Origin of the sequence: Paraliomyxa miuraensis (genome assembly GCF_026337845.1) — a bacterium.
GTDB lineage: Bacteria > Myxococcota_A > Polyangia > Nannocystales > Nannocystaceae > Paraliomyxa > Paraliomyxa miuraensis.
In genome coordinates this window covers 368,806-379,829 of record NZ_JAOVZF010000163.1, presented here as the reverse complement: position 1 = coordinate 379,829, position 11,024 = coordinate 368,806, and the positions used below count along the sequence as shown (strand labels likewise).

Below are 11,024 nucleotides of genomic sequence, written 5' to 3'. Positions count from 1 at the left end.
GCGACCCGGTGATGGAATCGTGCGCTGCTACGGCCTCGATATGGGCGAGCCGCCGAGACGATGACATCATGATGTGGCCAGGCACCGAGGCTTCGATGTGCATCAGAATCCGACTCGATGACCCCCATGCTCCCGAGGCCGATCGGGCGCTCGTGGACGCGATGTGGCGCCGGAGCCTCGATGAGCGCGCCGGAGAAGGGGGGCGATACCACGGCCCGCTGCCCCGTGCGCGCGACTACCCGACGGCTCGCTTCCTGCTGGCGACGGACGGCGCCCAGACCTGCGTGGGCGTGGCGGGCTCGGTGCTGCCCGGGCCCCAGGCACGCTATGGGTTCGAGTCACGGGTCGCTCTCGAGCATCCCTCCCTCCCGATCCACGATCGCACGCGTGTGGGCGAAGGGCTGATGCTCTACGTGGTCCCGGAGCATCGCCGTCAGGGCCTGGCGTATGCGCTCACGTTCCTCTCGATGTTGCTGCCGTGGCACGCCGGGGCGAGCCACATCGTGGCGGAGAATGGGGCCGTGTCGCTGGACATGGCCCGGGCGGCTGGCTTCACCGATACCGGCGTGGTGACGATGCACCGCAGGGATGTGCCGTATCACCTGACGGTCGGGGCGACCGAGGAGGTCCTGCGCAAGGCGTGGGCGAGCAGCGAGCGGGGGTTGGCCAGGTTCGAGGTGACACGGCCGCTGCGGGAGATGATCGAGCGCTTCGAGGACGACGCACGCTAGCCGCGCCCACGTTGCCAATCAGCCTCCCTACCGCGTTCGCTGCGCATCTCCGATCGACCCCGCGCTCGCGCTCGCCATCCCTCGCTCTCGACCAAGAATTCCACCACCCGGCCCCCATCTTCCTTCACGGAGGTGACCCAAACGATCCTCGGGGCTTCCCTTGCTGAGCGGCACCGTCTCGGGCCGCTCTCTGAGGTCAGCCCCATCGGTCTCGATCGATCCAACCCCCCTTCGAAGGCCCCTCGAATCGATCTGGACCGCTGCGGGTCGGCCTTCGAAGCCACTCTTCGCAGGTCTCGATCGACTCGGGCGGCCTGCCAGGCCCGCGCGATCGATCCAGATCGGCCTCGATCGCCCTCTGAGGCCGCGTCTTCGAGGTCTCGATCGATTCGAACGCCCTTCGAAGCCGTCGTCCTCGATCGCGTCCTCCATGACCCCCCTTCGAAGGCCGCTTCGATCGATCGAGATCACGCCGAACCACCTCCCCACGCCATGCGAATCGATCGCGTCCTCCTTCACGTGCCTTCCCAGGCCGCGTGAATCGATCGCATCTTTGCAGACTCGCCTTGACATTCGCCCTTCGGGTGTTTTCTTCCTCGCTGCCCCGTCTTCTCGGGGCCATCGCTGGCTGAAAGGACCCCCAATCGTGCTCAAGCATCTCAATCTCCAAGAGATGGTCGGGCTCACCTCGCCGTGGGTGAACGACCCGACCGTCAAGGCCATCTTCCTGTCCATCCCCGAAATCGCTGCCTTCCATCCGCAAGTGGTGGAGCTCCACACCGAGCTCGCGGGAGTGCAGCCGCTCGGGGCCCCACGCTCGAAGGCCATGCAGGACCTCATCGACGAGGCGGCCGCGGTCGACGTGATCCACGACGCGCTCGCGCGGGCGGTGGAGGGCGCCATCTCGGCCGATCGGCTGTGCAGCCTCGCGCGCAGGCCCCCCGACCTCGCGCGTGCCGAGCTGGCGGAAGAAGCCTCCGCCAAGCTCTTTCCCCATGGGATGGCCATCGTCAACGCCTCGCTGCTCGCCGAGTCGGGCAATGCCGAGCGCGTGGCCACGCTGCTCGCCAACCGGCCCCAGCTCGCCACCTTCCTCGACGAGGTCCCCGTACGGGGTGGCACGCTGCTCGCGGTCACCAAGCGCTGGATCGCCGCCGGCAAGAAGCTCGGCAAGCTCGAGGTTGCCCGGGGCAAGCTCGCCGCCAAGGAGTCGACCACCCCGCGCGACTCCGGCACCATCACCCGCCTGCGCGGCCAGTGGATCCGCATCGTGTCCCTGGTCTTTGCGGCGCTCGAGGTCTCCAAGGCCGAGGCGGAGGCGATCCACCTCATTCGTGGCGCGGTGCTCGAGGCCTCGGAGCGTGCGGGCCGGCGCTACGACACGGCGACCGGAGTCGTCGACGTCGAGGCGCCGGATGGCGAGGCGGTCGCCGCCGAGGAGCCGGTCACCGAGGCCGCGGAATAGCGAGTAGACCGACGGGCGGCCCGCCCCCGCGCTCTCGAGTGCAGGGGCGTGGCCGCCCGCGTTGGGATCGCACGCTATCGCCGGTTCCTTCGGCGCGACTGCTTCTGCTGCTTTCGGGCGGACTTGCTGGTCTTCGCACGAGCCGGTGGCTTCTGGGACGGAACTGCACCGAGCAGCCCGGTAGGGCGTCGTCGTGGGGGACGGCGTCCCGTTCGGAGCTCGTACTCGATGTCACGCCAGTCGCCGCATATCATCGTCTCGATCGCACCCACGCGGAACTTGTCCTCGATGAGATCCGCGTGCTCGATCGCGCGCAGATCAGTCAGGTACGAGACGAGGAAGCCGTTGAGCGAGGGGATTTCATCGGAGTGCTCCAGGCAGCTGGCGAGCACGCCGACGACGCGATCGCGGGAGGCGGGCTCGGCCATCGCGATGGCCTGCAGGCCGTGAGCGGCACTGATGCGGGCATACTCGTGGTGGCTCGAGTCGAAGACGTAGGGTTCGAGCTCGGCGATGGCCGACGGACCAATCTGGGCACACAGCTCGTGGAAGATCTCGAGGTACCATTGGTCACCCTGCTCATCGAGCGTGTCGAGCATCTCCAGCAGTGTCGAGATGACCTCACCCGCCCCGAGCTCCCCGAGCGCACGCCAGGCATGGATCGGTGCCCAGACTGCGAGTGAGTCTTCGTCATGACCCTCGAAGTGCCTGGGATCGATCCATCGACGGGCGAACTCGACGAGTTCAGGTACGTCGTCGGGCGTCAGCCCGAGCTCGGCCACGTAAGTCCGGCCATCTCCGGGGGACGGCGGCTCGAGCCGTGACAGCGCGGCCAGGCGATCGGGCGTGGTGGCAGATGCGTGCACGCGGGGGAGCCTACGACATGGCACGACGGGTGTACGGGCGACGATGGCGCGGCCGACCTCACGGTTCGCGGATGCACGGCCGCCCCTCGTGCGATGCTCTCTGCGATGACTCCGCCCCGCTCCGCCCCCGCGCCCTGCTGGTGCTCGGCATTCGGCCGCCCGCTCGCGGCCGCCTGGCTTGGCGCCGCGATCTCGCTGACGAGTGCGTGCGGTCGGACGCCCTTCGACGGGATCGGCGAGGGCGCGTTCCTGGCGGACGACGCGGGCAGCGATGCCCTGACCGACTCGAGCCCGGCGGGCGACTCGCTCGAGGACCAGGACATCCGGGTGTTCTCCGAGGCCTACGAGGGCAGCATCGTTCGGCTCGACTTCACCATCGATTCCGAGGCGACCTGCGACCGGATCACGCCCGGCTACTTCGAATGTGCGCCGCCCGAGACCTGGTACGTGAGCCTGGAGCTGATCGGTCGCAACGCGGCGCCCGGCGTGTGGTACGAGCCGGACTTCAGCTTCTGGAACGCGGAGAACACCATCGATCCCTCGGACATCGCGATCTGTGCGTACAGTGGGGCGACCCGCGGTCTGCTCGATTCCATGATCCTCACGATCGATCGGATCGGACCCGATGGGGTGAGCGGACGGGTGGACCACATGGAGATCACGGTCTACGACCATCCGCCGATCTCGGGGAGCTTCCGGTCGGTTCCCTGCAACTGACGCCAGCTCGGGCTCGCTGCGCCACGTGGGACCTGGCCGCGAGCCACGCTACAGCTCGACGGCTCCGGGCTCGGGCCCCGGCTCGCCCTCCGCGGCCGGAGGCCCCCCGCCACGCACCCGCTCGCGCTTGAGATCGTCGGTCACCGTGCAGCGCGTGAACGGATCGTCCTCGGGGCTGGCCTGCGCCTCCACGGTACGCAGCGCCTTGCCCATGCCCTCGGCGACCACGATCTCCACCACCACGGCGCCCCTGGCCGGCACGGTGCGGGACATGAACCACTCGCTGCCGTGGAGGTCGGCGTCGATCACGGTGCGCCGCTCGTCGAGGAAGCGCGCATCGCTGCCGCCGCGCAGCTCCGCTGCTCGGGAGCCGTGGTTGGTGACGCGCAGGGACACGCGCTCGACGGGCACGGAGTTGAACGAGAAGTTGGGAGGCACGCGAACGATGCGCTCGATCACGAAGTCGAGCTCGTCGCAGACGGTGCGCTGGACCTCGACCTCGACTTCCACCTCGCGCTCGACCTCGACCTCGACGTTGGGCTCGACCTCCACGTCGACCTCGGGTCGCTCGCCGGGCTGGACTTCGACCCGGCTGGCGGCATCGAGCTCACACTCGCCCTTGCAGGCGGTGACGAGCAAGAGCAGCACTCCGGGCAGATGGCGCGCACGCATGGTGGCAATCATGAAAGATCTGGTCGCAGGGTCAACCGGCCGGCCGACGGCTCGCCCGTGAGGTTCACGATACGAGCCCACGACGTCGTCGAGCGGCTTGCGCTATGCTGGGCGCTGCTCCGGTGGCCTCACCCCGATGCAGCACGGCACCATCGATCGCAAGGCTCCTCGCGAGCGGATCCAGCTCGATGCCACCTCGTGGGTCGATGTCGTTCGTGGCTTTGCCCACGACACCGAGCGTACGATGGAGCGCCTGATCCGAGAGGTTCGCTGGACGCAGAACCGGGTGATCCGTGGCGGCCGCAAGGTCGACGACCCGCGGCTCGGTGGCTCGATCCCGTGGGCCGAGGCCGAGCGCGACCCCACGTTCCACTTCACGCGGCTCATCCTCGACGCCCGCTATCGCGTGCGGCTGTTCGGGCCGCAGCTGGTCTACTACCGCAACGGCCGCGACAGCATGGGCCTGCATCGCGACGACGAGATGCGCTACCTCGACAAGACCATCATCGCCGGGCTCGCGTTCGGGGCGACGCGGCCGTTCGTGCTGCGCGCCATCCGTGGAGGGGCCACGCACGAGCTCATGCTGGCCAGCGGCGACCTCTACGTGATGGGGGGGCGCTGTCAGGCCGACTGGCTGCATGGCGTGCCGAAGATGCTGCACGACGTGGAGTGCGGGCCGAAGATCTCGGCGGTATGGCGCTGGACGGCCAAGCTCGGACGACCGGTGGAACCGGCGCCGCGGTGACGACGAGCGGCCCGGTCGCCCGGCCTTCAGCACACCTCGGGATTGGTGCAGGCCCACGCCCCGCCGTCGTCGGCGGGCACGCAGTTCTGTCCCTCGCAGTCGCCCCCGAGCGGGGTACAGGCGTCGGCGTCGGTGATGCACCCCAGCACGGGGGTGTCGCTGCAATTGGAGAGCTCGCGGCCCAGCGCACAATTGCCGGAGCCGCAGTCGGCGTCGGTCGTGCAATTGGCGGGCGCGCACTGGGTGCTGGTGGGGTAGTCGGGAGCCGAGCCCCCGCACACGCAGACCTGACCGGGCTGGCAATCGGCGTCGGCGGTGCAGCCGTAGACACAGGCGCATCCGGCAAAGAAGCCCTCGAAGTAGAGACACGCGCCGTAGGGACGATAGCTGCAATCGGCGTCGGTGCTGCACGAACCCCCTGCGCCGTTGCACGCGACACCGGTGGGCATGGGCTGCACGCACTCCACGGCCTCGGTACGGCGGAGCTCCCCGTCGTTGCAGCGGATGAAGCCGGTGAGAGCCGCAGGTTCGGCATCGAGCTGAAGGATCTCGACGGGCAACTCGCAGCCCTCGATGGGCCCAGGACCTTCGTCATTGGTGCTCGAGCCCGGAGTCGCGGCATCGTCGTCGGACGAGCTGGATCCGCCGCAGGCGGGCAGGAACATCACGGCTACGATCCACGGCCAGGCGCGAAGACCCATGACCTCTTCATCCTCCCACCGCTGCGGTGACGCGTCCACATCGGCAAGGGCAACTCGGCGAAGGGCCGCTCGGGCGGACGAGCGCGGCCCTCGTCCGAAATTGCGTAGCGATCGCGCTGGCTAGGACCTGGCCATTGCTCACGACGAGGGCAAGGAGGATGCTCGTACGATGCTCCTCGACCTTCGTGTGCTCGCGGTCGCGCTGGTGTTGACATCCTGCGGGCGCGCGAAGGACACGGCCACGGTCGAGCCCGAGCCCGCATCCGCGCCGGAGCCGGAGGCCGAGCCCGAGGAGCCATTCGAGACGCAGACGTTCGTCTCGACCTCGCGCAACGACGAGGGTCCCGTCATCGGCCGGGCCGAGGAGGAGGAAGCTTCGCGGGTGGTGGAGGGCTTCACCATCACGACGCGCGAGGCGGTCAAGGATGCGGCCGACGGCGCGGTGGCCGATCGGCTCGATCCCAAGAAGTCGTGGAAGCAGTCGCCGATCTTGCCGGCGAGCTGGCCGTCGACCGAGCCCGCGGTGATCGTGTACTTCTATCCGATGGCCGCGAACCCGGGGAGCTTGACGCAGTTCAAGCTGCTCTCGCCGAAGTATCGCGTGACGGTGTCGCTCGTCGATGGCACGACCACGGTGGACGATCTCGGCAAGGGACGCGTGCTGGGGACCATCGAGGAGTCGCGTCCCTCGTCGCTCGAGCGCCGGGAGCTCGAGATCTCCGAGACCCTGCTCATCGACGGCCTGGTGGGCATCGATTCGAGATCGGCCGAGAACCCCTACTGGGGCTACCTCAAGTACGTGCACGAGCACCCGAAGTTCGGCCGCGACCTCGAGAAGCGCGCGGCCTCGTTCTTCGGCTGGGTGCACAAGAAGACGGGGAAGTAGGCCTCGGGCCGATCCCGACGCCCGAGCCTCCGGTGGCACCCGTGGGCTTGGCTACTCGACGGTCGAGTCGGTGACCGCGATCGGCGTGTCGTCGTGGGCCGAGATCTGCGGGTACTGCGTGTACCACGAGCCGCCCTCGTTGTTGGTGATCACGCTCTGGTCGATGCGGATGTTGCCGCTGTGATCGTTGCTGACGAAGAAGATCGCGCTGCCGTGGGCGTTGACCTCGTTGTGCTGGATGTCGGTGCCGCACAGCGACAGGGTCATGGTGTTGCCATCGTTGTAGATCGCCCCTCCGCTGCCGCCCCCGGGAGTGCCGCCCTGGGCCGGGTTGCCGCCGTTGCCGATGGCTCGGTTGTGGGAGAACAGGCTGTTGATCACGGTCCACGACACGCCGATGCTGCTGATGCCGCCGCCGTTGGAGCACACGTTGCCGAGGTCCGGTGCGCCGCCGAAGGTGGTGTTGACCACGTAGACCGGCTGGCCCTGGTACTGGCTGAGGGCGCGGATGGCCCCGCCGCCCACGTCGGGCCCGGTGTCGGCGCAGACGTTGTTGAAGAAGCGGGAGTTGATCACCTTGAGGCGACCGCCACGGGCCCAGATCGCCCCGCCGCCGTCGTACTCCTCGGGCTCGTTCTTGGAGCTCGCGTCGATGAAGGTCAGGTTCTGCACGGTCAGGCGCGGGTGATCCTGGTCCTGGCAGTGGTCGGTGGTCCACACCTGCTCCGGATCGCAGGTGTTCATGTAGAGGATCCGATGATTGCCCGCACCGCTGAGCGTGACCAGGCCGCCACCATCGATCACGATCTCGGGCCCGGTGTCGTTGAAGATCTTGGCCGGTCGATCGAGGGTGATGATGACGGGGTCGGGTCCGCAGTCGAAGGTGATGACACCACCGCGGGCGATCGCGTCGATGGTGGCCTCGGCGGTGCAGCTCTCCGGGGTGCCGTTGCCGACGACGGTGGTCGGGTTGGACACGTCGGCCAGGCCGGCCTCGGCGGGGACCGGGCAGTTTCCGTCGAGGTTGCCAGCGGGAGGACCATCTGCGGGATCGGTGAGCGGGTTGGGAACCTCGACGCTGCCGCCGTCCTCGCCGTCGGCGCCCTCGCAGGCCGACGACGCGGTCGTGGCGAGGAGCAGTGGGAGGGCGAGTCGGAGGGGGAGCGCGCGCATCGTCATGATCGTAGCGCGAGCATAACCGCAGGCACCGCGCGCGGGCGAGCACCCGAAGCGGACGACGAATGCATGAGTGGTGGGGCATGATGGTGGGGGTGGGAGACCACGAGGACGCGATCACGCGCAACCTTCGGACCGCGGTCACCGAGCCGTGGCGGTCGCCCCTGCGGGTACCCATCCGGTCGGCTCCGTCGGAGCCCGAGCCCGAGCCGGGGGACGTGATCGGTCGCTACACGCTGATCGAGCGCCTCGGCGCGGGCGGGATGGGGGTGGTGTTCAGCGCGCACGACGATCGCCTCGACCGCAAGGTGGCGATCAAGCTGCTGCGCGAAGTCGACGAGTCGGCCACCGAGTCGAGCGAGGGGCGCACGCGGATGCAGCGAGAGGCGCAGGCGATGGCCCAGCTCTCGCATCCGCACGTGGTGCAAGTGTTCGACGTGGGAGAGCACCGGGGTGCGATCTACATCGCGCTGGCGCTGATCGAGGGCCCGACGCTGCGCGAGTGGCTGACCGCGCGGGTGAGGAGCTGGCGCGAGGTCGTGGCGATGTTCGTCCAGGCGGGGCGAGGGTTGGCGGCGGCCCACGCGGCGGGGCTGGTACATCGCGACTTCAAGCCGGGCAACGTGCTGGTCGACGCGCAGGACCATGCACGCGTGATGGACTTCGGGCTGGCGCTGGCGGCGGGCAAGGGGGCGCGCGTCGATGGGCCGCAGGTGCCGGACGTCGACGAGGAGGGAGCCCCATCGGCGGGCTCGTCGTCGGTGACCAATCGGCTCACGGCGCCGCTCACGGAGGCGGGGACGGTGATGGGGACACCGGCGTACATGGCTCTCGAGCAGCACGAGGGGCAGCCGATCGGGCCGGCCGCGGATCAGTTCGCGTTCTGTGCGTCGTTGTTCGAGGCGGTCTACGGGGTGCGGCCGTTCGCGGGGCGGAGCGCCGACGAGCTGTGGCGGGCCAAGCGGGCCGGTCGGGTGGTGGAGGTGCCGCGCGGTGGCGAGATGCCGGCAGGGCTATTGCGGGTGCTGCTGCGCGGTCTTGCGCCGCGCCCGGAAGAGCGCTGGCCGTCGATGAGCGTGCTCTTGGCCCGGCTCGAGGCGCTCTCGAGGCCGCGCGGGCGTTGGTCGTGGATCGGCGCGGGTGGACTGGCGGTCGTGCTCGCGGTGGGCGGGCTCGGCTGGCCGTGGTGGCCCCGGCCCGCCGAGTCCGACTGCGCACAGGCGCAGTCATTGCTCGAGCAGGCATGGGGCGAGCCACGGCGCGAGGCATTGCGCGCAGCGCTGGGCCGGGATGATGCGAGCTATGCCGCTGACACGGTGGCGCGGGTCGAGCATCGGCTCGACGACTACGCGGCGCGCTGGCTGGACCTGCACGACCGAATCTGCGAGGCGGATCCGGATGACGCGGAGGCCAAGACCCTCCGCGGGCGGCAGCTCGAGTGCCTGGAGCGCCGCCGACGGAGAATGGCGACGATGGTCGAGACGCTCGCTGACGTGGAGGCCGATCTGCTGCAGCAGGCCGCGGCGCTGGTGCAGGGGCTGCCCGCGCTCGAGGGCTGTGCGGACGAGCATCCCGATGACGACGGTCTGGTGCTACCCGACGACGAGACGACTGCCTTGCGGGTGAGCGAGATCCACCACGCGCTCGAGGAGGTGCAGGTGCTGCTGGCCGCGGGGCAGTACCCGCGAGCGCATGCGCTGGCGGCCGAGCTGCACGAGCGCGGCCGAGCGCTGGGCTATGCGCCGCTGTCGACCTTCACCTCGATGTGGCTGACGGATACGTCGATCCATCTCGGTGAGCTTCGCGGGGCCGAGGAGCAGCTGGTACAGGTGCTCCACGAGGCCGAGGAGGCGGGGGACTACGCGAAGGTCGTGTTCGTCGCCACGCGACTGGTGCTCCTGACCAGCGATCGCCCCGAGGAGAGCGTGCGCTGGGCCCGGCATGGACAGGCTCGGTTGTCGCGAATTCCCGACGACCTCCACTCGCAGGCCACGATGAGCGCGAGCCTGGGGATGGCGCTGACCTACGCCGGCCGGCCCGAGGAGGCGGTGGCGGAGCTGCTGAAGGCGGTGGAGCTGTGGTCGGCGGTCGTGGGCCCCGACGACCTGGAGGTCGCCGTCGCACGCAACAACCTCGGCATCGCGTACTACGATCTCGGACGCTACCCCGAGGCGATCGAACAGTACGAGCAAGTGCATCGGATCCGCGAGCGGGTGCAGGGCTCCGAGCATCCCGACATCGGAGCGACGCTCAACAACCTGGCCAACGCCACGTACGAGCTCGGTCGGTACGAGCACGCCTTGGTGCTACAGCAGCGCGCGCTGAAGATCTGGCTGGCCGGCCTGGGACCCGAGCACTACAGCGTGGGGGCTCTGTACAGCAACATCGGCAACACGGCGCGCATGCTGGGACGGGTATCCGAGGCGCTCGCGGCCCACGAGCGCTCGATCGAGATCCGCGAGCGAGCGTTGGGGTCCGAGCACGCCGAGGTCGCGGTCTCGCTCATCAACCACGGCGCGCAGCTGGCCGAGGTGGGGCGGACCACGGAGGGGCTGGCGGAGCTTCGGCGCGCGCGATCGATCCTCGAGCGCAGCATGGGCGATCATCCCTGGACGGCGGCGGCGATCGGAGCGATGGGTACTGCGTTGTCGGCGCAGGGGGAGCACGAGGCGGCCGCGGAGGCGCAGCGGCAGGCGCTGGCAGTGATGCAGACGCTTGGCCTGATCGAGCTTCCGATGGTGGTGGAGATGCGGCGGGAGCTCGGCGATGCGCTGCTCGCCCTCGGTCGCTCCGACGAGGCCAAGCAGCAGCTCGAGCTCGCGTTGATGCTGGAGGCAGACCGAGGGGGCGTGACGCCCGAGCTCGCGGCCATGGCATGGTTCTCGCTGGCGAAGGTGCTGCGGGCGCGAGGGGAGGACCCTGCGCGAGCTCGCGCGCTGGCCGAGCGCGCGCGATCGATCCTGGCCGCGGGTTCGCCCGCGATGGAGCGGCGCCTGGCGGTGGTGGAGGCGTGGCTGCGCGAGCCGGACGCGAGCGCGCCCTCGCGCGCGACGATGCAGTAGCGT

At 69.4% G+C, this 11,024-nt stretch carries 10 protein-coding genes; 6 read left to right on the top strand and 4 right to left on the bottom strand.

Going from position 1 to position 11,024, the window contains the following annotated elements:
• The first annotated feature begins 95 nt into the window (after positions 1 to 95).
• Both OEB96_RS41675 and OEB96_RS41670 read left to right on the top strand, forming a co-directional pair.
• Positions 96 to 731 carry an N-acetyltransferase gene (locus tag OEB96_RS41675; RefSeq protein ID WP_266222519.1) on the top strand — a complete coding sequence of 212 codons (636 nt, stop codon included), beginning with the start codon at positions 96 to 98 and terminating at the stop codon, positions 729 to 731.
• 430 nt (positions 732 to 1,161) lie between these two features.
• A complete protein-coding gene (locus OEB96_RS41670) occupies positions 1,162 to 2,196 on the top strand; it encodes a hypothetical protein (RefSeq protein ID WP_266222518.1) in 1,035 nt (344 codons plus the stop codon).
• 74 nt (positions 2,197 to 2,270) lie between these two features.
• Here the strand turns inward: OEB96_RS41670 and OEB96_RS41665 are convergent, their stop codons facing one another.
• Positions 2,271 to 3,062, bottom strand: coding sequence for a hypothetical protein (locus OEB96_RS41665; protein WP_266222517.1), 792 nt, complete (start codon positions 3,060 to 3,062; stop codon positions 2,271 to 2,273).
• Between the two features lie 105 nt (positions 3,063 to 3,167).
• On the opposite strand from OEB96_RS41665, the gene OEB96_RS41660 reads away from it, so the two are divergent.
• Positions 3,168 to 3,779: a hypothetical protein gene (locus OEB96_RS41660; RefSeq protein WP_266222516.1), complete on the top strand. Its 612-nt coding sequence runs from the start codon at positions 3,168 to 3,170 to the stop codon at positions 3,777 to 3,779.
• A 48-nt stretch (positions 3,780 to 3,827) separates the two neighbouring features.
• On the opposite strand, the gene OEB96_RS41655 is transcribed toward OEB96_RS41660, so the two are convergent.
• Positions 3,828 to 4,451: a hypothetical protein gene (locus OEB96_RS41655; protein ID WP_266222515.1), complete on the bottom strand. Its 624-nt coding sequence runs from the start codon at positions 4,449 to 4,451 to the stop codon at positions 3,828 to 3,830.
• 136 nt (positions 4,452 to 4,587) lie between these two features.
• On the opposite strand from OEB96_RS41655, the gene OEB96_RS41650 reads away from it, so the two are divergent.
• Positions 4,588 to 5,196 carry an alpha-ketoglutarate-dependent dioxygenase AlkB gene (locus OEB96_RS41650; RefSeq protein ID WP_266222514.1) on the top strand — a complete coding sequence of 203 codons (609 nt, stop codon included), beginning with the start codon at positions 4,588 to 4,590 and terminating at the stop codon, positions 5,194 to 5,196.
• Between the two features lie 26 nt (positions 5,197 to 5,222).
• On the opposite strand, the gene OEB96_RS41645 is transcribed toward OEB96_RS41650, so the two are convergent.
• Positions 5,223 to 5,897, bottom strand: a complete 675-nt coding sequence (locus OEB96_RS41645) for a hypothetical protein (protein WP_266222513.1) — start codon at positions 5,895 to 5,897, stop codon at positions 5,223 to 5,225.
• Between the two features lie 169 nt (positions 5,898 to 6,066).
• On the opposite strand from OEB96_RS41645, the gene OEB96_RS41640 reads away from it, so the two are divergent.
• Complete coding sequence (locus OEB96_RS41640; protein WP_266222512.1) at positions 6,067 to 6,783, top strand: hypothetical protein; 717 nt, start codon at positions 6,067 to 6,069, stop codon at positions 6,781 to 6,783.
• Positions 6,784 to 6,834: 51 nt separating this feature from the next.
• Here the strand turns inward: OEB96_RS41640 and OEB96_RS41635 are convergent, their stop codons facing one another.
• The gene (locus tag OEB96_RS41635) at positions 6,835 to 7,956 is read right to left on the bottom strand and encodes a hypothetical protein (protein ID WP_323137486.1); all 1,122 of its coding nucleotides are present in this window, start codon (positions 7,954 to 7,956) and stop codon (positions 6,835 to 6,837) included.
• A 68-nt stretch (positions 7,957 to 8,024) separates the two neighbouring features.
• Between OEB96_RS41635 and OEB96_RS41630 the strand changes: the two genes are divergently transcribed.
• The gene (locus OEB96_RS41630) at positions 8,025 to 11,021 is read left to right on the top strand and encodes a serine/threonine-protein kinase (RefSeq protein ID WP_266222510.1); all 2,997 of its coding nucleotides are present in this window, start codon (positions 8,025 to 8,027) and stop codon (positions 11,019 to 11,021) included.
• The last annotated feature ends 3 nt before the right edge of the window (positions 11,022 to 11,024 follow it).

Excerpts from the sequence above, each read along its gene's own strand:
- OEB96_RS41630 (WP_266222510.1), top strand. The coding sequence starts at position 8,025 with ATGCATGAGTGGTGGGGCATGATGGTGGGGGTGGGAGACCACGAGGAC.
- OEB96_RS41635 (WP_323137486.1), bottom strand. The coding sequence starts at position 7,956 with ATGCGCGCGCTCCCCCTCCGACTCGCCCTCCCACTGCTCCTCGCCACG.
- OEB96_RS41655 (WP_266222515.1), bottom strand. The coding sequence starts at position 4,451 with ATGCGTGCGCGCCATCTGCCCGGAGTGCTGCTCTTGCTCGTCACCGCC.
- OEB96_RS41660 (WP_266222516.1), top strand. The coding sequence starts at position 3,168 with ATGACTCCGCCCCGCTCCGCCCCCGCGCCCTGCTGGTGCTCGGCATTC.
- OEB96_RS41650 (WP_266222514.1), top strand. The coding sequence starts at position 4,588 with ATGCAGCACGGCACCATCGATCGCAAGGCTCCTCGCGAGCGGATCCAG.
- OEB96_RS41645 (WP_266222513.1), bottom strand. The coding sequence starts at position 5,897 with ATGGGTCTTCGCGCCTGGCCGTGGATCGTAGCCGTGATGTTCCTGCCC.
- OEB96_RS41640 (WP_266222512.1), top strand. The coding sequence starts at position 6,067 with ATGCTCCTCGACCTTCGTGTGCTCGCGGTCGCGCTGGTGTTGACATCC.
- OEB96_RS41675 (WP_266222519.1), top strand. The coding sequence starts at position 96 with ATGTGCATCAGAATCCGACTCGATGACCCCCATGCTCCCGAGGCCGAT.
- OEB96_RS41670 (WP_266222518.1), top strand. The coding sequence starts at position 1,162 with ATGACCCCCCTTCGAAGGCCGCTTCGATCGATCGAGATCACGCCGAAC.